At 58.9% G+C, this 24,027-nt stretch carries 24 protein-coding genes; 14 read left to right on the top strand and 10 right to left on the bottom strand.

The window, feature by feature from the left end; genetic code table 11:
- Positions 1–127: 127 nt before the first annotated feature.
- Positions 128–1,321, bottom strand: coding sequence for a hypothetical protein (locus IP81_RS17820; protein ID WP_054109352.1), 1,194 nt, complete (start codon positions 1,319–1,321; stop codon positions 128–130).
- A 10-nt stretch (positions 1,322–1,331) separates the two neighbouring features.
- Positions 1,332–1,907: an ImmA/IrrE family metallo-endopeptidase gene (locus IP81_RS19895; RefSeq protein WP_082356289.1), complete on the bottom strand. Its 576-nt coding sequence runs from the start codon at positions 1,905–1,907 to the stop codon at positions 1,332–1,334.
- A gap of 613 nt (positions 1,908–2,520) precedes the next feature.
- On the opposite strand from IP81_RS19895, the gene IP81_RS17810 reads away from it, so the two are divergent.
- The gene (locus tag IP81_RS17810; RefSeq protein ID WP_054109350.1) at positions 2,521–3,357 is read left to right on the top strand and encodes an SDR family oxidoreductase; all 837 of its coding nucleotides are present in this window, start codon (positions 2,521–2,523) and stop codon (positions 3,355–3,357) included.
- 76 nt (positions 3,358–3,433) lie between these two features.
- Here the strand turns inward: IP81_RS17810 and IP81_RS17805 are convergent, their stop codons facing one another.
- Positions 3,434–3,889, bottom strand: a complete 456-nt coding sequence (locus IP81_RS17805; RefSeq protein ID WP_054109349.1) for a Dps family protein — start codon at positions 3,887–3,889, stop codon at positions 3,434–3,436.
- A gap of 99 nt (positions 3,890–3,988) precedes the next feature.
- Positions 3,989–5,161, bottom strand: a complete 1,173-nt coding sequence (nhaA, locus tag IP81_RS17800; protein ID WP_054109348.1) for a Na+/H+ antiporter NhaA — start codon at positions 5,159–5,161, stop codon at positions 3,989–3,991.
- Positions 5,162–5,215: 54 nt separating this feature from the next.
- Between nhaA and IP81_RS17795 the strand changes: the two genes are divergently transcribed.
- The 5 genes from IP81_RS17795 to IP81_RS17775 all read left to right on the top strand — a co-directional run bounded on the left by IP81_RS17795 (position 5,216) and on the right by IP81_RS17775 (position 11,309).
- A complete protein-coding gene (locus IP81_RS17795; protein WP_231627112.1) occupies positions 5,216–6,676 on the top strand; it encodes a glycosyl transferase family protein in 1,461 nt (486 codons plus the stop codon).
- 161 nt (positions 6,677–6,837) lie between these two features.
- Positions 6,838–7,767, top strand: a complete 930-nt coding sequence (locus tag IP81_RS17790) for a hypothetical protein (RefSeq protein WP_197274695.1) — start codon at positions 6,838–6,840, stop codon at positions 7,765–7,767.
- 76 nt (positions 7,768–7,843) lie between these two features.
- A complete protein-coding gene (locus IP81_RS17785; RefSeq protein WP_054109346.1) occupies positions 7,844–8,758 on the top strand; it encodes a sulfite exporter TauE/SafE family protein in 915 nt (304 codons plus the stop codon).
- Complete coding sequence (locus IP81_RS17780; RefSeq protein WP_054109345.1) at positions 8,755–9,507, top strand: TIGR02186 family protein; 753 nt, start codon at positions 8,755–8,757, stop codon at positions 9,505–9,507. The genes IP81_RS17785 and IP81_RS17780 overlap by 4 nt, the downstream gene beginning before the upstream one ends.
- Positions 9,508–9,680: 173 nt before the next feature.
- Complete coding sequence (locus IP81_RS17775) at positions 9,681–11,309, top strand: ATP-binding protein (RefSeq protein WP_054109355.1); 1,629 nt, start codon at positions 9,681–9,683, stop codon at positions 11,307–11,309.
- Between the two features lie 7 nt (positions 11,310–11,316).
- Here the strand turns inward: IP81_RS17775 and IP81_RS17770 are convergent, their stop codons facing one another.
- Genes IP81_RS17770 through IP81_RS17760 form a run of 3 tightly spaced genes read right to left on the bottom strand, consistent with a single transcriptional unit; the run spans position 11,317 to position 13,806 of the window.
- A complete protein-coding gene (locus tag IP81_RS17770; protein WP_054109344.1) occupies positions 11,317–12,756 on the bottom strand; it encodes an MATE family efflux transporter in 1,440 nt (479 codons plus the stop codon).
- A gap of 4 nt (positions 12,757–12,760) precedes the next feature.
- Positions 12,761–13,291: a DUF177 domain-containing protein gene (locus IP81_RS17765; protein ID WP_197274694.1), complete on the bottom strand. Its 531-nt coding sequence runs from the start codon at positions 13,289–13,291 to the stop codon at positions 12,761–12,763.
- Positions 13,288–13,806, bottom strand: a complete 519-nt coding sequence (locus IP81_RS17760; protein ID WP_054109343.1) for a ubiquinol-cytochrome C chaperone family protein — start codon at positions 13,804–13,806, stop codon at positions 13,288–13,290. Before IP81_RS17760 ends, IP81_RS17765 begins: the two co-directional genes overlap by 4 nt.
- 207 nt (positions 13,807–14,013) lie before the next feature.
- Here IP81_RS17760 and IP81_RS17755 point away from each other — a divergent pair, with 207 nt between their 5' ends.
- The 6 genes from IP81_RS17755 (at position 14,014) to IP81_RS17730 (ending at position 17,723) form a co-directional block, all read left to right on the top strand.
- The gene (locus IP81_RS17755) at positions 14,014–14,505 is read left to right on the top strand and encodes an outer membrane protein assembly factor BamE (RefSeq protein WP_054109342.1); all 492 of its coding nucleotides are present in this window, start codon (positions 14,014–14,016) and stop codon (positions 14,503–14,505) included.
- 48 nt (positions 14,506–14,553) lie between these two features.
- Positions 14,554–15,129, top strand: coding sequence for an ATP-dependent protease subunit HslV (gene hslV / locus IP81_RS17750; RefSeq protein WP_054109341.1), 576 nt, complete (start codon positions 14,554–14,556; stop codon positions 15,127–15,129).
- 82 nt (positions 15,130–15,211) lie between these two features.
- Positions 15,212–16,513, top strand: a complete 1,302-nt coding sequence (gene hslU, locus IP81_RS17745) for an ATP-dependent protease ATPase subunit HslU (protein WP_054109340.1) — start codon at positions 15,212–15,214, stop codon at positions 16,511–16,513.
- Positions 16,514–16,641: 128 nt separating this feature from the next.
- Positions 16,642–17,046 (top strand): GFA family protein, encoded by a 405-nt coding sequence (locus IP81_RS17740; RefSeq protein WP_054109339.1) that lies wholly within the window; start codon positions 16,642–16,644, stop codon positions 17,044–17,046.
- Positions 17,047–17,055: 9 nt separating this feature from the next.
- A complete protein-coding gene (locus IP81_RS17735; protein ID WP_054109338.1) occupies positions 17,056–17,259 on the top strand; it encodes a DUF1737 domain-containing protein in 204 nt (67 codons plus the stop codon).
- Complete coding sequence (locus IP81_RS17730) at positions 17,256–17,723, top strand: AAC(3)-I family aminoglycoside N-acetyltransferase (RefSeq protein WP_054109337.1); 468 nt, start codon at positions 17,256–17,258, stop codon at positions 17,721–17,723. Before IP81_RS17735 ends, IP81_RS17730 begins: the two co-directional genes overlap by 4 nt.
- Here the strand turns inward: IP81_RS17730 and IP81_RS17725 are convergent.
- Both IP81_RS17725 and IP81_RS17720 read right to left on the bottom strand, forming a co-directional pair.
- On the bottom strand, positions 17,704–19,533 hold the full coding sequence (locus tag IP81_RS17725) for an ABC transporter ATP-binding protein/permease (RefSeq protein ID WP_054109336.1): 1,830 nt from the start codon (positions 19,531–19,533) through the stop codon (positions 17,704–17,706). The two genes, IP81_RS17730 and IP81_RS17725, sit on opposite strands and share 20 nt — an antisense overlap.
- 53 nt (positions 19,534–19,586) lie before the next feature.
- Positions 19,587–20,513, bottom strand: coding sequence for an aspartyl protease family protein (locus IP81_RS17720; RefSeq protein ID WP_231627110.1), 927 nt, complete (start codon positions 20,511–20,513; stop codon positions 19,587–19,589).
- Positions 20,514–20,627: 114 nt separating this feature from the next.
- On the opposite strand from IP81_RS17720, the gene IP81_RS17715 reads away from it, so the two are divergent.
- Positions 20,628–21,245: a class I SAM-dependent methyltransferase gene (locus IP81_RS17715; RefSeq protein WP_054109334.1), complete on the top strand. Its 618-nt coding sequence runs from the start codon at positions 20,628–20,630 to the stop codon at positions 21,243–21,245.
- Complete coding sequence (locus IP81_RS17710; protein WP_054109333.1) at positions 21,242–22,129, top strand: glycosyltransferase family A protein; 888 nt, start codon at positions 21,242–21,244, stop codon at positions 22,127–22,129. Before IP81_RS17715 ends, IP81_RS17710 begins: the two co-directional genes overlap by 4 nt.
- On the opposite strand, the gene IP81_RS17705 is transcribed toward IP81_RS17710, so the two are convergent.
- The gene (locus tag IP81_RS17705; RefSeq protein ID WP_082356287.1) at positions 22,126–23,679 is read right to left on the bottom strand and encodes a lipopolysaccharide biosynthesis protein; all 1,554 of its coding nucleotides are present in this window, start codon (positions 23,677–23,679) and stop codon (positions 22,126–22,128) included. The genes IP81_RS17710 and IP81_RS17705 overlap by 4 nt on opposite strands.
- Positions 23,680–24,027: the final 348 nt, after the last annotated feature.

Raw genomic sequence — 24,027 nt, 5'->3', positions numbered from 1 at the left:
ACACGCAGAACCGCAAGATATTGCTGGAATTGAAAAACTTCCGAATCAGGGTCTTAGGTTTTAGGCGCGCGGTTGGTATTTGGGGGTATTCGCACCTGTCATTGCAAATCTATCATGGCATTTTCTGTCACGGTAATTCCTTTTGGTCAATTCCCGTAGTTGCCGTAATCTGTTCGTTAAAATCGGCGAGGACGTCCCGCCGTGCCTTTTTATCGTTAATCTGATCCGGCAATGCTGCGTCGGCAACTGATTGACTTTGCTTAGTTGCGGCAGCAGTCTGCCATAGTTCTTCCTTTGCCTTCCTCAACCACTGAAGATAAAACTCAGGCACCTCAGCTAAATGTAAAGATTTATCGCGCCATATAAACGGCTTGTGCGTAAATTCATGGTATTGAGATCTATAATAGTGATCACAAAGATCAATAACGTCATCTCTTTGAATATCGCGTTGCACCAACACTTCACGATGATCGACTGAATCTGGCTTCGAAATATTTAGCCAAAAAATCGGATAGCGCTTTTCGCCAAAAACGCCCTTAAAAAAGAAGCGACCGTCATAGTAAATGGGTCGTGATCTTTTAGCTATGAATGCATCTGGTCGCGATTTTGCTAAAATATATGCAACATCTAGACTTAAAACCAACTTTTGTGACGTCGCCAATGAAGATATTCGGAAGCCAATATCAATGCCAGGGCCGATAAAATCTGTCGGACTTGATTTTCCGTTTGGAGAAAAGGCCGGCTCAGTCACCATGCTCCCCGGCAGATAAGGCAGGGCTACTTCCCTATTTCGTCGCGGGAACTCAGCAATCCATGCGGACGATTTCACATCAAGACACTGAGCGTTAGCTGCTTCAATGACTGCATTCTGTGAATCAAAATACGCCCTTATTTCGTTTAACGCGAGAATCCAACACTCTATCACCGCATGAATTTGTGCTGAGCCAGTTAACTCCTTGTAAAATATAACCTCGTCACCGACAGTCTTCCAGAAAACTGGCGCACTACCAAGAAAGTTCTCAACACACTCCGCGCCACCAGGCCTGTTTTTTAAACCATCCTCGTAACTCAGCCATTGCCGAGCAAGAGAGGATGCCATTCGCGCGTAAAACTCACGGAATAGAGCCAACCAATCTATGGGATCAACTACGGACAAAGGTTCGATATCAACATTAGCCTCGGCGCTTCCCGGACTAAATCTTTTATTACGGTCAGGCTGCTTAAGAGCAGTCGACCCTATTACATCCGCGCTTAGAAATATCAGAAGCTTGGGGGTAAGGGCATCAGGAAGATCATTTAAGCCGTCATAACCTTGCGACACACAAGTCCACCTATCCCGAATTCAACAATCCCTGCCGTTTATACACAACTGGCTCTGGTAGTCCATAGAACGTTGCCAAAGAAGAATAGTCCTCTTTTAAATCAGATGCATACCTTGCGAAATTTTCATGTGGCATCAGAAAATTAAGCGCAAATATTTCAGCTTCGACATCCGCATCAAGGTTTCCAGAGCGCTTGTTTACAGGCACGCCGCTGTACAAGACATGGAGGAAATAATGACCCAATTGCTTTGCTATGATGTACCTCTCTAAATCTTCTTTTAAACCCGCAACAACATTAATAGTAAAGCTACCTCCTTCTATACCAACACTTAACTGGGTAGGGTTTCTAAAATTTTCTAATGGTAGCCGCCCTTCAATCCGCCCATTTAGCTCTTTTACTGTAGAGAATGGATTCCATTTGGGAGAAATATGTAGTCGGGCTGCAAGTTGTTCCGCAATCTCTTTAATTTCTGCTGGTCGCAGCCTTGAAGGCTTAAATCTTTCAACCTTGGTGCCTTGAGAAGCTTCAGGCGTTGAGAACGAATTTGACACAACAAGGTCACTTTCCACTAAATGCGTGGCCATACACCCCCCGATTCCGGCTGAATTGGCGGTCTGTATAGCATCACCGAAATGCCTACCCAACCCTTGCGAACTATTTTGTTCTCAGAAAGTTGAAATCCGATAAATGCTGCGTCGGATCCGCAAGTACTTTTAACCAGTGCTGCGCAGGTTGTAATCCGTCGCAGCTTCTCTGCTGAGCGCTTGCCCCAGCTTGACGCCGGTTTTTAGCTGCTGGGAAATTTATGTTGGCAGGTGCGAAAACCCGCAAATCAAACTGAATGGCCGCCAGTCCTCGTCGCTTTCCAAACGCACCCGTCGTCGGCCCACCCCCAACCCCTCCCGCTTGCGGGAGGGGGGTAAAAAGGGAAGTCTTTCCCGGTTGCGGGAGGGGAGTTTGGTGGGGGAGGGGGTGCCGCCCGTGTTGGCGATGCACCCCAAAGCGCCCCGGCTTTACGCCAGTGTTTGGGTGAGGAACCAGACGCGTTGTTCGGCTTGGTCGGTCCAGTCGTCGGCGAGGCTTTCGGTAGTGCCACGGTTGCAGGTGCGCGTTGCGGCCCGGGACGGCGCAACGCTAGCGGCAACTGCACAACGCTGATAATCAGTCTCCCAAACCAACCATAATCCGGGAGATACCATGACCAATCATATAGCTGGCAAATCCATCGTCATCACTGGCGCAGGCGGCGGCTTTGGCCGGCTTGTCGCGCAAAAAGCCGCCGCGCTGGGCGCGAAGATCATCTGCGGCGATATTGATCTGGCCGCCGCGCAGGCCACGGTAGATGCCGTGACTGCCGCTGGCGGCACTGCGCAGGCTGTCCAGACCGACGTGCGCGATCTTGCCGCCGTCAAGGCCCTCGTTGCCAATGCGCTGGAAGCCTATGGCGCGGTCGATGTAATGATCAACAATGCCGGGATCATGCCGTTGGCGTTCTTTTCCGATCACGAAGCCGCCTATCCCGCGTGGGAGCGCTGCATCGATATCAACATCAAGGGCGTGCTCAACGGCATGGTCGCCGCCTATGATCCGATGATCGCCGCCGGGCGCGGCCAGATCGTCAACCTTTCTTCGATCTACGGCAATTTCCCCGTGATCGGCGCGGCGGTCTATGGCGCAACCAAATCGGCCGTGAACTTCCTATCCGAATCGCTGCGCGCGGAAAGCCGGGGCAAGATCAAGGTGACCACGATCAAGCCCACCGGCGTGCCCACCACTGGCCTTTCTGGCACCGTTATCAACCCCGCCGCCGGCGTTGGCATCGTGGCGCACAACATGGCCGATTTCACGGACATGATCGGCCAAATGGGCGCAGGAACTTTCCCGGCCGAACGTCTAAGTCCCGATGCAATGGACTACGCCAGCCTTGCGCCCGATCACATCGCCGACGCCATGATCCACGCCATCAACCAACCTCTCGGCGTCTCGATCTCCGAAATAACCGTCCGCGCTGCGGGGGACCATTTCGTGCTGTGATGGGGCAGTAATGCCCCCTCTCCTTTAGGGCCGGGTGCGCCGCCCGTGTTGGCGCGCACCCCCATTCGCCCCAACCTTACGCCAGTGTTTGGGTGAGGAACCAGACGCGTTGTTCGGCTTGGTCGGTCCAGTCGTCGGCGAGGCCTTCGGTGGCGTTGTCGTTCGCTTCGGTGGCGGCGGCTTTGACGGCGCGGATGGCTTTGACGAGGGCGGCGTTGTCGTCGCGCAGGGCTTTGACCATGTCCATCGCGTCGATCTTGGTGCGGTCATCGTCGGTGATCGAGGCTTTGGCGGCAATGCTGGCGATGGAGGTGAGCGTGTCACCGCCGTTCTTGCGCACGCGCTCGGCGATCACGTCGGTCAGGCCGAAGAGTTCGGTGGCGTGTTCGTCAAACAGCAGGTGCAGCGGGTGGAAGTTGGGTCCGGCAACGTGCCAGTGGTAGCTTTTGGTCTTGAGATAGAGCGTGAAATAGTCGGCCAGCAGGCCGTTCAGGCTGTCGATCAGGGCTTTCTTTGCGTTGTCGCCGGGCATGGGTGGTTCCTTTGTGAATCCGGTTGATATGCGGGTTATACGCGCAACGGACTGAAAGGTTTCACGCATTGATATCGGCTGAGTGATCGGTTTTGGCGATTAATCCTTGGCATTCTTGCTGCGTTTCAGCACGATCATGCCCGCGATGGCGGCGATGATCGAGCCGCCCAGAATGCCCAGCTTTGCCTCTTCGACAAGGATCGCGCTGGCGGGGAAGGCGAGGCCTGCGATGAACAGGCTCATGGTGAAGCCGATGCCGCAGAGCAGGGAAATGCCCCACAATTGCGGCAGGGTTGCGCCTTTGGGGCGGTTGGCGATGCCCAGACGCTCTGCCAGCAGGATGCTGCCGAAGATGCCGACTTGCTTGCCCAGCAGCAGGCCCAGCGCAATGCCGAGCGGCAGCGCGAGCGAGCCGCCTTCGGGCAGGGCGAGGTGGACGCCTGCATTGGCAAGGCCGAACAGGGGCACGATGATGAAGCCGTTGGGCGCAACCAGTGCATGTTCGAGGCGGAGCAGCGGGCTATCATGCTGGCGGTTGAGCGCGAGGGGGACGGTGAGCGCGGCCAGAACGCCCGCAATCGTGGCGTGGATGCCGGAGTGGAGCACGGTGTACCACAGCGCGATGGCACCGAGAATATAGGGGGTGAGCGCGCGCACGTTGAACCGGTTGAGGGCAATGAGCGCCACGAGAATCACCGCGCTGATGCCCAGCCAAACCAGCTTGAGGCCGGTGGTATAGAAAAACGCGATGACCATGACCGCGCCCAGATCATCGACGATGGCGACGGTGAGCAGGAACAGGCGCAGCGAAGAGGGCAGGCCTTTGCCCGCCAGCGCCAGCACGCCGATGGCAAAGGCGATGTCGGTGGCCGAAGGGATCGCCCAACCGGCGTGGAGGGCGGGATCGCCGTGGGTGATCGCCAGATAGATCAACGCGGGGACGGCCATCCCGGCAATGGCGGCGATGACGGGCAGGCGTCTGCGGCGCGCGTCTGACAGGGCACCGTCGAGAATCTCGCGTTTGATTTCAAGCCCGACGACGAAGAAGAACACCGCCATCAGGCCATCGTTGATCCACAAGTGGGCGCTGTTCAGCTTGGGCACCGGGGTCCACCCCAGCGGATCGTTGAACAGGCCGTGCCAGCTTTGCGCCAGCGGGGAATTGGCAAGGACCAGCGCCACGGCAGCGCAGGCCATCAAAACGAGGCCGGGCGCGGCTTCGTTGCGGGTCAACGCGTCCCAAGCTCTTTTAAATCCCCGCGATACCGCCATTTTCGAATCAGTCCCTAGTTCACGAACCCGCACAAGCAGGCATAATTGCATCATGTGGCCGCATCATCAGGGCACGTCAAACGGGGGCAGGAATTGCCAACATCGCCGTCCTATTCGGCATTTCAATGGCTCGCGCTGGTAGAGCATGAACTTCTGTTGTTTGCCGCCGTGTGGTTTGCAATCGGAGCGATTGATGAGTTTGTGATTGATGGCCTGTGGCTGTGGTTGCGCGGCAAGAAGGCGGCAAAAGCGGTAAAACTGAAAGACGACCTGCCTCAAGAGTTAAAAGGTATCGCGGCGGTAATCGTTCCGGCGTGGCGGGAATCGGCGGTGATCGGCGCGATGGTGAGCCATTGTCTGGCAAGTTGGCCGCAGCGGGATTTGCGGCTCTACGTGGGTGTCTATCGCAACGATCAGCCGACGCTCGCGGCCTTGACCGTGCTGGCCAATGACCCGCGCTTGCGGGTGGTGTTGCATGATCGCGACGGGCCGACGACCAAGGCCGATTGCCTCAACCGCCTCTATCGCGCGATTTGCGAGGATGAACACCGCACAGGCAGGCGGGCGCGGTCTTTGATCCTGCACGATGCCGAAGACATGGTGCATCCCGCAGCGCTGGGCCTGATGGACCGCACGCTTGACCACGCCGATTTTGTGCAATTGCCGGTGCGGCCCGAACCGCAGGCGGGTTCGCGCTGGATTGCGGGCCATTATTGCGATGAATTTGCCGAGGCGCATGCAAGGGACATGGTGGTGCGCAATTGGCTTAGCGCGGGGTTGCCGTCTTCGGGTGTGGGCTGCGCCTTTTCGCGCGGGGCGATTGATCGCATTCTGGAGCGGCGCGGCGGGCGCGATCCGTTTGCCGCCGAATGCCTGACCGAGGATTATGAGGCCGGCCTGTTGGTGAGCGAAACGGGCGGAAAATCCTGCTTTCTGCGGGTGCGGGACCGGGACGGGGCCATTGTTGCCACGCGTGAGTTCTTTCCCGGCACATTGACCGCATCGGTGCGGCAGAAAACCCGCTGGTTGCACGGGATCGCGTTTCAAGGTTGGGACCGGTTGGGCTGGAGCGGGCGCGGCCTTGATGTGTGGATGCGCTTGAGGGATCGGCGGGGTGCGTTGGTCGCGTTGGTGCTTACGGCGGCGTATTTGCTGATCGTGCTTTCGCCAATTGTCCGCATTGGTGAAGCTGTGGGCGCGATTACGCCGCTCGTGCCTGATCCATGGGTTAAAGCGCTGCTGCTGTTCAATCTTGCCAGCTTTTTTTGGCGGTTGAGCCTGAGGTTCTGTTTTACCGCCCACGAATATGGCTTGGCAGAAGGGATCAGGGCGATCTTCCGCTTTCCGGTGGGCAATGTTATTTCCATCATGGCCGGCCGGCGCGCTTTTATGGCGTATTTGCGCGTGCTGTTTGGCGGCAAAGTGCAATGGGATCACACGGTGCATCTGGTGCATCCTGTCCATGTGATGGCGCTGGGCACGGGGCAAAGTACGGCGAGATTGGCACGACAATGACGGGGCGGCCCGCGTCTGCGCGGCGCGGACAGCCGATCCTGGTCCTTTTCGCGATCTTGATGATCTGGACTGTGGCTCGCGCGGCAATGTGGAATCCGGTTTTTGAAGCGAGGGCTGTGCCTGAAAAGCGTTTGTATCATCGGGAGAATATGGGAAAAGGCGTGACGCTTTCGCGTTTGGACTTGCCGCTTTCGCCAGTTGTGCCCGGTGCCAAGGCTGGTGTCAGCAAGGCACTGGCCCCGATGGTGTTGGCTCAAGGTGTGAGGCCAGACAGGCCTCTGGTGGATCTAGCCCCACCACCGCCGCCGGGCCTATGGGCGCAATCGGCATTTGTAGGGGAACCGCGCGCTGGTGCTACTGGTCATGCAGAAGCTTTACCGGACCAGGTTTCTGCACCGCCAAGGGTGGTGCGGCCGAATAACGGGAAGCGTTGGTCGTTCGACCAGTGGCTATTGATGCGGGAAGGCGGGGGCGATCCCGCGCAAGCCGTGGGCGCGGCATCGTATGGCGCAAGCCAGGCGGGGGGCATTGCGCGCTATCGGTTGGGCAAGGCCGCTCCGCATAGCAGCTTTGCCTATTTGCGGACGTCGCTGGCGATTGATGCGCCGGGAAATGACAGGGAAATAGCGCTGGGCTTTGGCATGCGACCGGTGTCGCGCGTACCCTTGCGGGTACTGGCCGAGGCGCGGCTGTACGATTCCAAGGCGAGCCCTGCGCGTGTGCGTCCGGTGCTGACAGTCGTGACCGAATTGCCGTGGCAGGAAATGGGCGCAGGATTTCGCGCAGAGGCTTATGGTCAGGCAGGCTATGCTGGGGGCACTGAGCCGACTGCATTTTTTGATGTGCAGGCGGTGGTTGATCGTTCGCTTGGCAAAGCCATGGGGCCGCTACGGGAGGTACGTTTGGGGGCAGGCCTATGGGCGGGCGGGCAGAAGGGCGCGGTGCGGCTGGATGTGGGGCCGCGCGTTTCCGTTCCGCTTGCTCTGGGCGCTGAGGTGTCGAGCCGGATCGCGCTGGATTGGCGTTTGCAGGTTGCCGGAAATGCGAGGCCGGTGTCCGGCCCTGCGCTTACCCTTGCGTCATCCTTTTAAGCGCACAGTTTTTTGCCTGAATTGCGGTTAAGTGGGGTTGCTGGCAGCGGGTGGGGGGCCTAGCGTCGGCAGGGCAATGGACGTTTATCTCCCCATCGCGAACCTGTCGGTAAACGGTCTGCTGATCGTTAGCCTTGGCGCGTTGACTGGCCTGCTTTCGGGCATGTTTGGCGTGGGCGGCGGATTTCTGACAACGCCTTTGCTGATTTTCTATGGTATCCCCCCCACAGTCGCCGCAGCTTCGGCGGCGAGCCAGGTGACCGGCGCCAGTGTTTCGGGCGCTTTCCACCATGCCCGGCGGGGTGGGATTGATTACCATATGGGGGCGGTGCTGGTGGCTGGCGGCATGCTGGGCACAGGGATTGGCGCATTGCTGTTCCGCCTGCTGCAAGCGCTGGGACAGATCGATACGGTCATCAACATACTCTACGTGCTGATGCTGGGCGGTATTGGCGGGTTGATGGCGCATGAGAGCCTGACCACTATTCTGGCAAAACGCGCTGGCGTGCCGCTGAAGCCACGCAAACGTCGCCATCATCCGCTAGTGGCGAACCTGCCATTGCGCTGGCGGTTCTATCGTTCGGGCCTGTATATCTCGCCGCTTGCGCCGCTACTGTTGGGCATGATTACCGGCATAATGACTATGCTGATGGGTATCGGCGGCGGGTTCGTGCTGGTGCCTGCGATGCTGTACATCCTTGGCATGGGCGTGAACGTGGTGGTGGGGACATCGCTGTTCCAGATCCTGTTCGTGACGATGACGACGACGATGATGCATTCCCTGACCACGCGCGCGGTGGATCTTGTGCTGGCCGTGCTGCTGTTGATCGGATCGGTTTCAGGGGCACAAGTCGGGGCGCAATTTGCGCAGAAGGCCAAGCCAGAGACGCTGCGCCTGATCCTTGCGGCGATTGTCTTGTTGGTGGCCATGCGCATGGCGCTGGGGCTGGGGTATCGGCCTGATGAGATTTACACGGTGGTGCCGCTGTGAAGCGCTTGTTGGCCCTTGCTGCCTGCATGCTGCTGCTGGGTGCGCGTGATCCGATTCTGGTGCCGGAAATTTCGCAACATGAAGTGCAGGTACGCCAAGGCTTTACCGGGGCGGATTTGCTGCTGTTTGGCGCGATCCTGAGCCCGGAAGGCAGCCGCGCGGCCCAAGATTACGATATCGTTGTGGTGCTGGAAGGGCCGGTGCAATCGATCGTTCTGCGCGAAAAGCAGAAGATTGCCGGCATGTGGATCAATGCTGATTCGATGGAGTTCCGTTCGGCACCGAGCTACTTTGCGGTGGCTTCATCGCGGCCGATTGAAAAGATCGTCGATGACAAAACGGCGGCGATTTACGAACTGGGCCTCCAATGGTTGCAGCTTTCGCCCATCGGCGTGATCGATCCCAAGGAGCAGCGCCGTTTTTCGGCAGGTCTGGTGGATCTAATGCGCCGCGAAGGCTTTTATCGTGAGGATCAGGGTGCGGTAAAGATTAGCGGGCAAGTGCTGTATCAAGCGCGGATGAGCCTGCCATCAAGCGTGCAGATTGGCACTTATACCGCTGAAACCTTTGCCATCCGCAACGGCAAGGTTGTGGCATCTGCGATTACCCGCGTGGAAGTGACCAAGCAGGGGTTTGAGCGCTTTGTTACCGTGACGGCAGAGGAACACGGGCTTATCTACGGGCTGTTTGCCGTGCTGGTCTCGGTCGGTATGGGCTGGATTGCCGGGCGATTGTTCGCGCTGGTCTAAAGTACAGGGGCGATACCTGAGGAATTTAGTCGATATTAACTAAGGTGTCCTAACTATCGTGCAAGCCACATCAAAGGCTTGGGGATTTGTTGATGTCACAGTTGGGTATGCAAGGGTTCGAGGCGGCTACGCCAGCATCGCCTGAAGATCTTGCCAAGCGTGCGCCGTTTGCAATGCCTGATGTTCTCCCTGTACCGGAAAATGCGCGTAAGCCCATCGGGTTTGTGCTTGAGATTGCAGGTTCCAGTTCGGCTATTGCGTTTGATCTGGGCCGCATGGAAGAATGCGCCGAGGATCGCGATCCTTCGATTGCGCTATCGGGCAAAGTGGGCGGTCAGATCAAGATCCGCGTCGGCAATTCATGGCTATTGGCCAGCGTGCGCACGCAGCGCCATGATTCATCGATTGAAGGCGGCGTGGTTGCGCACATCGATTTCGTGGGTGAGGGCGAGGAAGACCGGGCCACGGGCAAAATGCACGGGTTCAGGCGCGGGGTTACGCGCTATCCTGTGCCGGGCGCGCTGGTCTATCCCACGACAAATGCCGATTTGCGGCAGATTTATGCCAGCGATGGCCGCACGCATATTTCGGTGGGCACGGTTTACCCGACCCGTGATATTTGCGCCGGAATTTATGTCGATGCTTTTTTGGGTAAGCATTTTGCGTTGTTGGGATCGACCGGCACCGGCAAATCGACCGCTGCGGCGCTGATATTGCACCGGATTTGCGAATTGGCTCCTATGGGCCATATCGTGATGATCGACCCGCATGGTGAATATGGCAGCGCCTTCAGGCTGATTGGCCAGTTGCTCGACGTTTCGAACTTGCACATGCCCTATTGGCTGATGAATTTTGAAGAGCATTGCGAGGTGTTTCTGACCTCGCAAGGCCATGATCGTCAGATCGACATGGATATTCTGGCCAAGTGCCTGTTGGCTGCCCGGCAGAAGAACCGGATGGTGGAAAATATCGGCAAGATTACTGTCGACTCTCCGATTCCCTATTTGCTGTCCGATTTGCTGACCATCTTGCAGAACGAGATGGGGCGGCTGGACAAGGGCACCAATTCGATCCCCTATATGCGGATCAAGACCAAGATCGAGGAAATCCGCAGCGATCCGCGTTACCAGTTCATGTTCTCGGGCATGCTGGTTGGCGATACGATGGTCGAGTTCATTTCCAAGGTTTTCCGCATGCCGTCCAATGGCAAGCCGATCTCTATCATCGACGTTTCGGGCGTGCCTTCCGAAATCACCGCAACGGTGGTGGCGGTGTTGAGCCGGTTGGTGTTCGATTATGCGATATGGTCGCGCGATGAAGAAACGCGCCCGGTCTTGCTGGTGTGCGAAGAAGCGCACCGTTATGTGCCGAACGAGAAGAATTCCGATGGTTCGTCGGTCGGGCGGATCCTGTCACGCATCGCCAAGGAAGGCCGCAAATACGGCGTGAGCCTGGGGCTTATAACGCAGCGACCGTCCGATCTTGCGGAAAGCGTGCTTTCGCAATGCGGCACGATCATCGCCATGCGCCTGAACAACGAACGCGATCAGGCGTTTGTGAAGGCAGCCATGCCCGAAGGCGCGCGCGGGTTCATCGATACGATCCCGGCTTTGCGCAACCGCGAGTGCATCATCTCTGGCGAGGGCGTTTCCATCCCGATGCGCGTTTCGTTCGATGACCTTGAAGAGGTCAAGCGGCCTGCTTCGAACGATCCATCATTCTATGAATTGTGGAGCTGGGGCGGCGGTGATGGTCTTGCGGTTGAGCGGACTGTGCAGCGCTGGCGGGCGCAAAGCCGCTAGCAGCCTGCTAGATCGTTGGTGCCATCCGCCCTGCGGTCTCGCCATCGCAATGGGTTTCCTCTTCGCATTCGGCATCGGGCACAGCACGTGCCTGCGCGCGCCAACCCGGTTTGCGATAGGCATAGATCGACAAGGCGACGGCGAAAGCCGAGCTGACGGGAAAGGACAGCCATAGGGCGTCTGCGCCCATTAGCGGGTAGAAGGCATAGTAAAAGCCGAGCCGTATTGGATAAAGCGAAAGGCTGAGAATGATGAGCGGGGTCCACACGACGCCGCCCGCACGCATCGTGCCGAACAGCACCATGGTGACGCCAAAGATCACGTAGCTCCAACTTGCCAGAAACTGGATATGGCGGGCTTCATCGACCGCAGGGCTGGTGCTGCCCAGGAAAAGTTCGAGCGCAGGCCTATCGAACAGCAGGATCAGCGCGCACAGAGTTCCGGTGACGCTGAGATTGAGCACAATCCCCCACCGCGACACTTTGCTGAGGCGATCACCAAGGTTCGCTCCGATGGCCTGCGCCGCCATCGCGCTGACCGCGGCCGAAATTGCCATCGCGGGCATTTGCAGATAAGTCCAAAGCTGGAGCGCGGCGCCATAGGCGGCGCTGACAAGGATGCCTTCACGGTTCACAAGGCCGATGACGATGATCCCGGCGGCGGAAATGACCAGCATTTGCGCGCCCATCGGCAGCCCCTTGGCCAAGATATAGCCAAGTTCATCGCGGCGCGGCCAAAGCCATTGAAGTTCTGCCCCTTTGAGGCGCAGCGGCAGGTCTTTGACATAGACATAAGCGACGATACCGACCATCGAGGCGATGGACGCGATGGCGGTGGCCAAGGCGGACCCGGCAATGCCCATGGCGGGAATGGGGCCGAGGCCGTTGATAAGCAACGGATTGAGCCCGATGTCGAGCACCGACGACAGGGCCATGAATTTCAGCGGCGTTGCAGCATCGCCGCCACCGCGCAGGCCCATCGATAGAATGACGGTAATCATCGAGGCGGGCATCGCGATGAAGATGACGCGCAAATACGTCAGCGCAAAAATGTAGGTTTCTCCCGGCGCTGCCATGGCGGTGAGCAATTCGGGCGCAAATAACCAGCCGAGCGTACCGACCACCAGCGAAATGATGACGCAAAAGCCGATGGCCGAACCGAACGTGCGGCGGGCGGCAAGGACATCGCGTGCGCCAAATGCCTGGCCGATCTTGACGGTGGCGGCCATGCCGAAACCGAAGGCTGCCGAAAATACGAGGAACATCACCACATTGGCATTGGCGGTAGCCGCCAGCGCGCCTTCACCCAGCAAGCGGCCGACCCAGATCGAATTGATCGATCCATTGAGCGATTGGAGGATGTTCGACGCCAGCGTTGGCGCTGAAAACAGCACCAGCGTTTTCAGGATCGGGCCACTGATCAGATCGCGGTTGCGGGGGGCGGCCAAATGATCAGTCCCTGTTTTTCAAGTCAGTGTTTTTCAATGCGGATAAGGCAGCAAAGGCACCGGTTGCAACATCGCCGCCCAACTTGTGCTGGATGCGGGCGTTACTGGCATTTGGCCCCTCGGCAAAGGGGTCGATTGCCAGTGCCAGCGTTTGTGCCAGGGCTTCGCCGAGATCAAAAGCCGTGCCTTCATATTCGATCTCATCGCAATCATCGGCGTTCAGTTCGATCTCTTCGTCCGGCTGATAGCCCCGCAGCGGCGGCACAAAGCGCAGGGCGACAGGTTCGCTGATGGTGACGGGGAAATCCTCGCCCGAAATGGCGCACATCTGGATGATTTTGGCCGAAAGCTTGCCCTTGGCCTCCACTTTTTCGCCATCGACCGTCAGCCGCAGTTCTGCGCGCATGGTGTTGATCGCGGTGATGCTGAACCGTCCGGCAAGGCGGCGACGCTCGTCCTCATTGGGTTCAAGCACGACCGGGAGATCGTTTACTTGCCGCAAATCTAACATCAACGAGTATTCAGGCACGATCATTTGCCAATCTCCGCATCAAGAACGCGGAACGCGGGCACAAGGTCCAGCCCGGCAGCAAAGGCGCGTGCGCGGCGGGCAACCAACAGCGGATCGGTGCCTTCGTGCAAGTTCACATTGCGGCTGACGGCATCGGCCATGACCGCTTCATCAGCGGTTGCGAGACCATCACGATAGGCGCCGAGACGGCCGCCCAGAACACTCATCAACTGACCCATGCGTTTGCCCACCACAACATCACCCACGCCGCTTTCGCGCAATTGGCCGTCCATATCCTCAACAAACAGTTCGGTGAGGCGCACGGAAGGTTCGACCAATTCAGGGTCCCGTTCCATGCGGATCATCACGATGGATAGAATCAGCGTGATCATATCGAAGCGTCCGGCGATGGTATCGGCCACGCCGCAATCGCGATACCATTCTTTCTCGCGCGCGATTTCAACCGTGCGGTGCCACAGCGGGCGCGCCACGGCGCGATCATCCTGGCTTTTCCCGAAAAGCTTGGTCAAAAATGACATCACGCATTTCCTTCAGAACTTGGTGCCCGTTGTTCAGGGGCGATTAAATCAGAGCCGTCCAGCACGCAGATGCAAAGCTGAACGGGGCAAGAGCGCCAGACGGCATTGCGATTATGCCGATTGGACCCTAAAGGTTTGCCGTTATAGGCTGTCCATCCCCGATGCAAACGGGCATGAGTGCACACTTGAAAGAAGCGGAGTTATCGAATGCGGAACAGTCGGCTGATGGTGCAGGGTGCAGCGGTGCTCACTCTGGGCGTGTTGGCAGCGGGGTGTGCCAGCATCAAGGACCATCGCGGCTACATCATTGACGAGGCGCTGGTCTCATCAGTGCAGCCGGGCGTGGACAACAAGCTTTCGGTTGAGCGGACGTTGGGCCGCCCGACGTTCGTGAGCCGGTACGGCAAGCAGACGTGGTATTATGTGGCGATGAACACGGGGCAAAGGCCGTTTACGCGGCCCAAAACCTCTGACCAGACCATTCTTGTGGTGGATTTCGATGCCCGCGGCAATGTCGCGTCACTTTCGCGCGAAGGCATGACGAAAGTTGCGCGGCTTTCGCCCGAAGGCGACAAGACCGATACGCTGGGCCGGGACCGGTCGTTCTTCCAGGACCTGTTTGGCAACATCGGCGCGGTGGGCGCTGGCGGTGCTGGCCCCGGAGCACCTCCGGGGGGCAGCGGTCCAAACGGCAGTTAAACGCTATGGTCGCTTGAATGGGGAACGGGGCAACCCATATCCCTGTTTATGGACGATAGCAGGGCGAGCCACGGCCTTATCCAGTGGCACGGCACCACCATTATCGGGGTGAAGAAAAGCGGCCGCACGGTTATTGCCGGTGATGGCCAGGTTTCCATGGGCAACACCGTGATGAAGCCCAATGCCCGCAAGGTGCGCCGGATTGGCGCGCTGGATGAAAGCGGCAAGGGCAAAGTTATTGCCGGGTTCGCAGGCGCAACCGCCGATGCCTTTACCCTGTTTGAGCGGTTGGAACGCAAGCTGGAGCAGCATCGCGGGCAATTAATGCGTGCAGCGGTGGAGCTTGCCAAGGACTGGCGCACCGACAAGTATCTGCGCAATCTGGAAGCGCTGATGATTGTGGCCGATGCCGAAACGCTGTTGATCCTGACGGGCAACGGCGATGTGCTGGAACCCGAAGGCGGGATCGCCGCGATTGGCTCGGGCGGCAATTATGCGCTGGCTGCGGCCAAGGCGCTTGATGATTACGAAGATGACCCAGAGAAGATTGCGCGCCGCGCCATGCAGGTGGCGGCGGAGGTCTGCGTGTTCACCAATGACCGCGTGACGCTGGAAGAGATATGATGATGCGGGTCTGGCCTTTCAGCCTGCCCGCACAAGCCCACCCCCGACCCCTCCCGCATGCGGGAGGGGAGAAGAGAAAACCATGATCGACTCGCTTACCCCCAAAGCCATTGTGCGTGCGCTTGACGAGCATATCGTCGGGCAGCGCGACGCCAAGAAGGCTGTTGCTGTGGCGCTGCGCAACCGTTGGCGGCGGCAGCGCCTTTCGCCCGAATTGCGCGACGAGGTGACGCCCAAGAACATCCTGATGATTGGCCCCACGGGGTGCGGCAAGACCGAGATCAGCCGCCGCTTGGCCAAGCTTGCCGATGCGCCGTTCGTGAAGGTTGAGGCGACCAAGTTCACGGAAGTGGGCTATGTCGGCCGCGATGTGGAGCAGATTGCGCGCGATCTGGTGGAAGAAGCGATCCGGTTGGAAAAGGACCGTCGCCGTGATGCAGTGCGCGAAGCGGCGAGCAAGGCGGCGATGGACCGGTTGCTCAAGGCGTTGGTTGGCGATGGGGCCAGCGAGGCGACGCGCGAAAGCTTCAAGGCGCGGCTGGCCGATGGTTCGATGAACGAGGCCGAAGTTGAAATTGAGGTGGAGGACACACCGACCGCGCCAATGGAGATCCCGGGCATGGCGGGCGGCATGGGGATGATCAACCTGTCTGACATGATGGGCAAGGCGTTCGGCAAGCAGAACCTCAAGCGTCGCAAGATGCGCGTAGCCGATGCCTGGGACAAGCTGGTCGACGAAGAATCCGAAAAGCGGATGGATCAGGACGATGTTGCACGCGAGGCGATCCGCAATGCCGAGAGCAATGGCATCGTGTTTCTTGACGAGATCGACAAGATCGCGGTTTCCGATGTGCGCGGCGGTTCGGTTTCGCGCGAGGGCGTGCAGCGTGATTTGCTGCCCTTGATCGAAGGCACGACCGTTGCAACCAAGTATGGCCCGATGAAGACCGACCATGTGCTGTTCATCGCATCGGGCGCGTTCCATGTGGCCAAGCCATCCGATATGCTGCCCGAACTGCAAGGCCGCTTGCCGATCCGCGTGGAATTGCAGGCGCTGACCGAGGATGACTTCGTGCGCATCCTTTCGGAAACCCGCGCAAACCTTGTGCAGCAGTATTGCGCGCTGCTGGCGACCGAGCAGGTGACGCTGGACGTGACGCCGGGCGCGGTGCGCGCGATTGCCCGCACTGCCGCGCAAGTGAACGAAAGCGTCGAGAACATCGGCGCGCGGCGTTTGCAGACGGTGATGGAAAAGCTGCTGGAGGAAGTGAGCTTCGAAGCAGAAGACCGCGCAGGCGAGACGGTGACGGTGGACGAGGATTACGTTGCGGCCAAACTTGCGAACCTTGCCGGGAATGCTGACCTTTCGAAGTATATTCTCTGAGGTAGACGAGAAAAATAGGGACAGTCCCCATTTTTCACTCACAAAAATGGGGACTGTCCCTGTTTTCCTGCCGTTGTGATTTGGTAATTGTTCCGTTAATGTTCTGCTGCGACTCAAGGGGGTGGGTGATGGAACTTGCAGGCGGATGCCAGTGTGGTGCGGTGCGGTACAACGTGGAAGGCGCGCCGATGGGTGTTTCGATCTGCCATTGCGCGGATTGCCGCAAGAGTTCCGGTGCGCCGATGGTTTCGTGGGCGATGTTTGCGGCCGAGCAGTTTGCGCTGACGCAAGGGGAAGTGACGACGTTCAATTCGTCAGGCGCTTCGATGCGCAATTTCTGCCCCAAATGCGGGACGGGGCTGTTTTTTACCAATGAAGAGAACTTGCCTGGAATCATCGATGTGCAATCGGCGACGCTGGATGATCCCGACGCCTTGCCGGGGCAGGTCCATATCCAGACGGCCGAGCGGATTGGCTGGATGGCGCAGGCCCACACGCTGCCCGAATTTGCGCGTTTTCCGGGGCCAGAGTAAGAGGCCGGGATGACCTACCAGACCCCCGAAGACCGCCCCGTTTACCGCCTGCTCACCGGCAAGGATGACCGCGCTTTTTGCGACCGGGTGTCCGAAGCGCTGGAACAGGGCTGGCGGCTTTATGGTTCGCCCACGATGACGTACGATGGCGGGATGGACTGCATCAAGGTTGCGCAGGCCGTGGTGTGGCACGAGGCTGATGTGGTGAAGTGAGCGGGTTCAGCATCCGGCAGCTTGGACAAGGAGACGCGGCATCGCTTGAGGCCATCAACGCGCTGTTCGCTGAAGTGTTCGAAGATTCCGACAATTATGCCAGTGCGCCGCCCGACCGGTGCTATCTTGAAGGTTTGCTGTCACGTCCGCATTTTGTGGCTTTGACAGCAGAGCGCGATGGCGTGGTGATCGGTGCTATGGTTGGCTATGAACTGGAGAAGTTCGAGCAGGCCCGCAGTGAATTCTATATCTATGATTTGGGTGTGACAGAGTCGCTGCGTCGCACGGGCGTGGCCACGGCTCTGATTAAAGCTTTTGCACACATTGCCGGCGAGCGCGGGGCGCATGTCGTGTTCGTGCAGGCGGATTATGAAGACCCGCCTGCTATTGCTCTCTACGAAAAACTGGGCAGACGCGAAGAAGTGCTGCATTTTGATATAGCGGTCACTCCGCCGCCTCGCTGACCTCAGCGCTTTCCTGTGCCTGGCGCGCCCACATTTCGGCGTAGAGGCCGTCGCGGCGGAGCAGGTCGTTGTGGCTGCCTTGTTCGGCCAAGCGGCCTTGGTCGAGCACGAGGATTGAGTCTGAATCGGCAATCGTCGAGAGGCGGTGCGCGATGGACAGGGTGGTGCGGTCGGTTGCGACGGCGCGCATGGTGGAGAGGATGTCTTGTTCGGTGCGGGTGTCCAAGGCGCTGGTGGCTTCATCGAACAACAGGATCGGCGGGTTTTTGACGAGGGTGCGCGCAATCGCGACGCGCTGTTTTTCGCCGCCTGACAGTTTGAGGCCACGTTCGCCCACTTCGGTGTCAAACCCCTTGGGCAGGCGGGCGATGAATTCGGCGATGGAGGCACCGCGCGCGGCGGCGTCCACTTCGGCTTGCCCTGCGCCATCGCGGCCATAGGCGATGTTATAGCCGATGGTATCGTTGAACAGTACCGAGTCTTGGGGGACGATGCCGAGCGCGGCGCGCAAGCTTGCTTGCGTGACGTGGGCGATGTCTTGCCCGTCAATCAGGATGCGGCCTGACCACGGATCGTAAAAGCGGAACAGCAGGCGGGCGATGGTGGATTTGCCCGCGCCCGAGGGGCCGACGATGGCGACGCGGTTGCCTGCTGGTACTTCGAACGAGAGGCCGTGGAGGATTTCGCGGTCGCGATCATAGCCGAACACGACATTTTCGAAGGTGACGCCGGGGCGCTTGATCAGCAGCGCAGGAGCGCCGGGCGCATCGGAGACTTCCACCGGGGTATCGATCAGGCGGAACATCTCGGCCATGTCGATCAGGCCTTGGCGGATCGTGCGATAGACCATGCCGAGCATATCGAGCGGGCGGAAAAGCTGGGTGAGGTAGGTGTTGACAAAAACGAGGTCACCCACGGTCAACCGGCCTTGCGACCAGCCCCACACCGTCCACGCCATCGCGCCTGCCATCAGCAGATTGACGATGATGGCTTGGGCAATGTTGAGCAGGCCGAGGCTGTTCTCGCTTTTCACCGCAGCATCGGCAAAAGCGCGGGCGGCAGAGGCGTAGCGGGCTTCTTCGCGCGATTCTGCGCCGAAATATTTCACCGTTTCGTAATTCAGCAGGGAATCGACCGCGCGTGAAAGCGCTTGCCCATCAAGCCGGTTCATCTTTTCGCGCAAGGCAGAGCGCCATTCGGTGATCGTGCGCGTGACATAGACATAGGCGATAACGGCCACGACAGTTGCGCCGACAAGGCCAAGGCCGAAGTTGAGCCAAAAGATGACGATGACCGCAGTCAGTTCGATTACGGTGGGCGCGATATTGAACAGCAGGAAATAGAGCATCGTGTCGATGCTCTTGGTGCCGCGTTCGATCACCTTGGTGACCTCACCCGTGCGGCGGGCGAGGTGGAAGCGCAACGACAGGCGATGCAGCCGGGCGAAGACGTTTTCGGCCAGATGCCGCGTGGCGTCTTGTCCGACGCGTTCGAATATGATGTTACGCAAGTTGTCGAAAGCAACGCCTGCAAAGCGGCCCAGCGCATAGGCGAGGACAAACGCCATCGCGACGGTTAGCGCGGCTTGCGATTTTCCGGTGTCGAGCGTCATCGCATCGACGGCTTTTTTATAGGCGAAGGGCAGGGCCAGCGTGGTTGCCTTGCCCAGCAAAACCATGATCAGCGCGCCGATGACCCGGCGGCGCAGCACCGCATTATCGGCAGGCCATAAGTACGGCAGAAAACGCTTGAGCGTTTGCCATCCATCGTGGCGGGCGTCTGCGGAGTTTGTTGCTGTATCTGGTGGCATGGGTTCCACATAGGGAGCTTCGCGCGTGGCGCTAGCCCCTAACAGCGGTGGCTCTAGAAAGGAGTGGGGCCTGCAACGCCCGTAGGCAGATCGAAAAGGATGCGACGCATCGAGAAATCAATCGCCACCCGTTTGAACAGGCGCAACTGGCTCATGCCCATCAGCAAGGCTGGACGCTGGACGAGGCCGAGCCTGTTGAATGCGGGCGAATCGGCAAATGATATGACGACGTTGTTTAGCTTGAGGCCTTCGACATTGATGGTGGAGGCCATGGCCATTTCAGCGTCGATGGTTTGCCCGGTGACCGAGATCAGCGTGGTCGATTGCATCGTGCGCCGCCGGGACAGCGCATTGCGCAGCGCAATGTTGCCGATGGAGCTATCGGAGCCGGTGTCAATCACGATATCGGTTTTGACGCCGTCGATAATCGCATTGGCCATGATCAACTGCCCGGATTTGCGTTTGGCCCGCACCACGATTTCAAACCCGCGCGAACCGCCAAGCGTGGCGGCATCGCCAACGAGCATCTGGTTTGCGGCAAAATCGATCAGCACGCGCTGGTCTTGCAGGCTATCAATGCCGACGATGCCATCGGCCCCGATGAACCGGTCATCCAGCAAGGGCGCGGTGAGTGTGTAATAGGTGCGTTTGCCAAGGCTGATTTCGTCAATTTCGACCAACTCGACGGGAACCGAACCTGCCACGCCCACGACGGTGGCGGTGCCGGAAATCGCAAGGGCGAGCTTCGTGGCCACCTCGCGCGAGAGGACGGTGCGTTCGGAGCCTGTGTCGATCAGGAAATCGAACGGGCCCTGGCTGCCGATCCTGACAGGCACGGTCATGCGATTGTGCAAATCCCGTTCGAGCTTGAGAACTTCGGAAGCGGTGGGCTGGTCTAACTGCGCGTGGAGGGCAGGGGTGGTGCCAAGCATTGCGAGTGCAAGCATGATGAAAATGGGCCGTGCCGGTCGTCTCGCCATTCGCGCTCTCCTGGCTGGCTACCATAGGCGCGCGTGGCGGCCTTCGCCAGCTTGTACCGAAGGATAGCGGACGGGATTAACCTGCTCGCAATCCTGTGGCGTTATGGGAGGCCTATGGATCATGAATCGGTATCATCAAACTGGCGCGCGCGTGCACTAAGCTGGGCAGAGGCTACGGCTGCGGCTGTGGGCTATGACAAGACACACATCACCCGCGTTGTCGCCTACCGCGAGATTGACGCGTGGCTGGACCGGCGCGGCACGGACAAGCTGGATGCGCTGGAGATTTCGGCAGGCTGGAAGTGGCGCAAGCGCCCGTGGGGCAGCTATACCGAGATGAATTGGCCCGAGCACGATATCTGCAAGGATGTGCTCGACCGGAAATTCGATGTGATCATTGCCGACAATGTGTGGGAGCATCTGCATTATCCCTATCGCGCAGCGCGGAATGTGCGCGCGATGCTGAAGCCGGGCGGGGTGTTCATCAACATCACACCGTTCCTGATCCGCTATCACCCGATCCCTTCGGACTGCTCGCGCTGGACGCAGCTTGGTATGGTGCATTTTCTGGAAGAGTGCGGCTTTGATCCTGAACAGATCGAAACGGGCGGTTGGGGCAATGCAAGGGCCGTGCGTGCCAACCTGTTCCGGTGGGCACGTGCCGGATGGCAGCGCAAGCTTGCCAATGACGAGCGCTTCCCCGTGACGATCTGGGCCATCGCGCAAACATGACCGCAGCGGGGCAGACACATGCCTCGGTCGCGGTTGTCGTGCTGGCGCATAACGAGCAACGGCGCATTGGCCGGTGCCTCGCCTCGCTTCCGCGCGACGATCCGGAATATGAAATTCACGTGGTGGTCAATGGTTCCAGCGATGGTACCGCCGCCATCGTGGCCGAGGCGGCTGCGCTGCATGGCAATCTGAAGCTGCACGATTGGGCCGAGCCGGGCAAAGCGCGGAGCTGGAACCGCATGGTGCTGGGCTTGTTGGCTCCGGGCTTCGAGGCCGTCGTTCTGGTGGATGGTGATGCAGAAGTTGCGGCAGGATCGTTTGATGCGTTGAGGCTTGCATTGGCGACCCATCCAGAGGCACGTGCGGCTTCGGCACTGCCGCTCAATGGCAGGCGTGTGGCGCATTACCGGCAGGCCATGCTGGATAGCCACGGAATATTTGGCGATCTGTACGCGCTGCGGGGCGAATTCGTAGACCGGATGCGGGACAGCGGCTTACGGCTGCCTGTGGACCTCATCGGCGATGACGGGCTGGTCGGGGCACTGGCCAAGACGAACCTTGGTCCGCTGGCCGATTGGGCCGAGCAGGGGATATGCCCGACCGAAGCGGCAGGTTTCCTTTGCGAACCATTGGCTCTTGCCGATTGGCGCAGCTGGCGCATGCAGTACAAGCGCATGATCAATTATGCGGTCCGCCATTTTCAGGACCTGATCATCACCGATATACTGCGGCGTAACGGGCCAGCAGGGCTGCCTGAGCAGTTGGCCATGCTTTATCCTGCATACCTTCAGACGTTTCGTCCGCGCGGCGGCATGTGGATGTGGTTCGACCGCTGCGCTTTGGCGCGCATGGCGCACCAGATGAATGCAGCGCTCGTCCGTTAAGCTGCTTCTTTCGGCGCCGGTTGGCGACGGATCAGGTGCCAAACTTCGATCAGGGCCTTGCGATCGCGCAAGTGGATGATCCCGGTATAGCTGATCACTCCGGCGATCACGATCAACACGAGTTGCAGCGGCGGCCATTCTCCCAAGAGAGGCAAGGCCAGCCAATGGTTTGTGGCCCAGGCAACAGCGCCCATCAACAAGCTGCATTCGACGGGGAACCGCAGCGCCGATACCATATCGACTATACCAATACCGAGATCGGGCTTTGACAGCACCAAGGTGACGACCAGCAAGAATGGCGCGGCGACGCACCATGCGCCCGCTATTCCGATCAAGCCGAAGCGCGGGGCGAAAAGGAAGGCCAATCCGAAGATGATAGCACCAGCGATGCCCGTGCGCACCGGAATGCTGGGCTTGCCAATGGCGTTGAGCGCCGGTGCGAAGAGGATTTGAATGGTCATGAACGGCATGGCGAGCGCCATGACTTCCACCAGAGGCGGCAATTCGCTCCACGTCGGGCCAAACAGCGTGGCGACCAGAGGATCGGCTGAAACCGCCATGCCGACATAGAGTGGCGCAGCAATCAACAGGATCAACCGGGCCGAGCGCAGGAAGGCGCGGCGCAGGCCGGGCAAATCATCCTGCATTCGTGCATAGGCGGGGAACGCGACTTCATTCAGCGGGGGTACGAAGCGCGCATAGAAGATCGTCGCCAGAAAAACGGCCTGCGAATAGACGCCCACCTCATGAGGGCTGAATTGTCGGCCGATCACGAAAATGTCGGTCTGCGTCTGGACGAGCCAGAACAATTGGGTGAGCAGGATGGCTAGACCGAAACGGAATATTCCGCCACAGCCCCGAAAATCAAAGCTTGGCCAGACAAGCACACGCGCCATCCAGCTGAGGCCGATCGCGCGCACCCAGAACATTACGATGGGCGCATAAACCAGCGTCCAGACGCCGAAGTCAGCAATGGCGAGGATCAGGGACAGGATCGAGCCCGTCAGCGCCGAAACCAGATTGACGACAGCCTGACTGCGGAAATCGAGGCTCCGCCCCATCAGCACTTCCGGGATGGCGATGAACGGCGTTGAAAGATAGATCAGGGTTTGCACCCGCAGCATATCGGCAACGACGGGTTGGCCGTAATAAGCGGCAACATGCGGTGCTGCGATCCATTGGATGGATGCGATCACGACATTTGCCAAAAGCAACAGGCCGAAAGCCTGCCGGATCCTGAACGGATTGAGGTCGCGTTCCTGCACGAGGGCGCTGGCAAAGCCATAGCCGTTGAGGAAGTTGAGGAAGCTTAGCATGACGAGCGACATCGCAAACAGACCATAGTCGGCCGGTAGCAGCAATCGCATGACGATCAGGGTTGAGGACCAAGTGATGACTTGCGCGGCAATCTGGCTGCCGGAGCGCCAGATGATGGCGCGGCGTACATCGCCGGCGAGCGAAGTGGCTGCTGGCGTGGCGCGGTCATCCAAGACTGCGGGAGCCGTTTTGGTGTCAGCCAAAGCTGCTGATGTGGTGGAGGAGCTGTTCATGTGCGGCACGTTATAGAAGGGAGGCCGTTAATTGCCGGTTACGGACAAGCAGTTGGGATAAAAGGTTGTGGTGAGCGCAATCGAAGCCGGTTTTAGTCGATGACAGAAAAAAGAACAAAGTCGGTTGACGCGAATCGAAGGCGGACCTAGAGGCCTGTTCACCGGACGGGAACGACGCTTAAACGCCTCGCAAACGCCCCGGTCGCCAAAATAGACGGACATCCAGTCCCCCGGTAAAAAACGGGGAGTACTGGTCGTCCGCCTAATCCTGTCACTCCGGTGGCGGGTTTGGTAGTTCTTTGACATTGTTAGAATAGATGAAGGGACATGTGGGCGACGGCGTCTGCT

Source organism: Novosphingobium sp. AAP83 (assembly GCF_001295795.1).
Lineage (GTDB): Bacteria > Pseudomonadota > Alphaproteobacteria > Sphingomonadales > Sphingomonadaceae > Novosphingobium.
The sequence above is the reverse complement of the archived record's forward strand: the minus strand, read 5'-3'. Positions and strand labels throughout refer to the sequence as shown.

Bases quoted from the DNA above. Each gene is read 5' to 3' on its own strand.
- IP81_RS17755 (WP_054109342.1), top strand. From the start codon at position 14,014: ATGCGGAACAGTCGGCTGATGGTGCAGGGTGCAGCGGTGCTCACTCTG.
- IP81_RS17715 (WP_054109334.1), top strand. From the start codon at position 20,628: ATGGATCATGAATCGGTATCATCAAACTGGCGCGCGCGTGCACTAAGC.
- hslU (WP_054109340.1), top strand. From the start codon at position 15,212: ATGATCGACTCGCTTACCCCCAAAGCCATTGTGCGTGCGCTTGACGAG.
- IP81_RS17765 (WP_197274694.1), bottom strand. From the start codon at position 13,291: ATGATCGTGCCTGAATACTCGTTGATGTTAGATTTGCGGCAAGTAAAC.
- nhaA (WP_054109348.1), bottom strand. From the start codon at position 5,161: ATGGCGGTATCGCGGGGATTTAAAAGAGCTTGGGACGCGTTGACCCGC.
- hslV (WP_054109341.1), top strand. From the start codon at position 14,554: ATGGACGATAGCAGGGCGAGCCACGGCCTTATCCAGTGGCACGGCACC.
- IP81_RS17720 (WP_231627110.1), bottom strand. From the start codon at position 20,513: ATGGCGAGACGACCGGCACGGCCCATTTTCATCATGCTTGCACTCGCA.
- IP81_RS17735 (WP_054109338.1), top strand. From the start codon at position 17,056: ATGACCTACCAGACCCCCGAAGACCGCCCCGTTTACCGCCTGCTCACC.
- IP81_RS17740 (WP_054109339.1), top strand. From the start codon at position 16,642: ATGGAACTTGCAGGCGGATGCCAGTGTGGTGCGGTGCGGTACAACGTG.
- IP81_RS17805 (WP_054109349.1), bottom strand. From the start codon at position 3,889: ATGCCCGGCGACAACGCAAAGAAAGCCCTGATCGACAGCCTGAACGGC.
- IP81_RS17775 (WP_054109355.1), top strand. From the start codon at position 9,681: ATGCCTGATGTTCTCCCTGTACCGGAAAATGCGCGTAAGCCCATCGGG.
- IP81_RS17725 (WP_054109336.1), bottom strand. From the start codon at position 19,533: ATGCCACCAGATACAGCAACAAACTCCGCAGACGCCCGCCACGATGGA.
- IP81_RS17705 (WP_082356287.1), bottom strand. From the start codon at position 23,679: ATGAACAGCTCCTCCACCACATCAGCAGCTTTGGCTGACACCAAAACG.
- IP81_RS17785 (WP_054109346.1), top strand. From the start codon at position 7,844: ATGGACGTTTATCTCCCCATCGCGAACCTGTCGGTAAACGGTCTGCTG.
- IP81_RS19895 (WP_082356289.1), bottom strand. From the start codon at position 1,907: ATGGCCACGCATTTAGTGGAAAGTGACCTTGTTGTGTCAAATTCGTTC.
- IP81_RS17810 (WP_054109350.1), top strand. From the start codon at position 2,521: ATGACCAATCATATAGCTGGCAAATCCATCGTCATCACTGGCGCAGGC.
- IP81_RS17710 (WP_054109333.1), top strand. From the start codon at position 21,242: ATGACCGCAGCGGGGCAGACACATGCCTCGGTCGCGGTTGTCGTGCTG.
- IP81_RS17760 (WP_054109343.1), bottom strand. From the start codon at position 13,806: ATGTCATTTTTGACCAAGCTTTTCGGGAAAAGCCAGGATGATCGCGCC.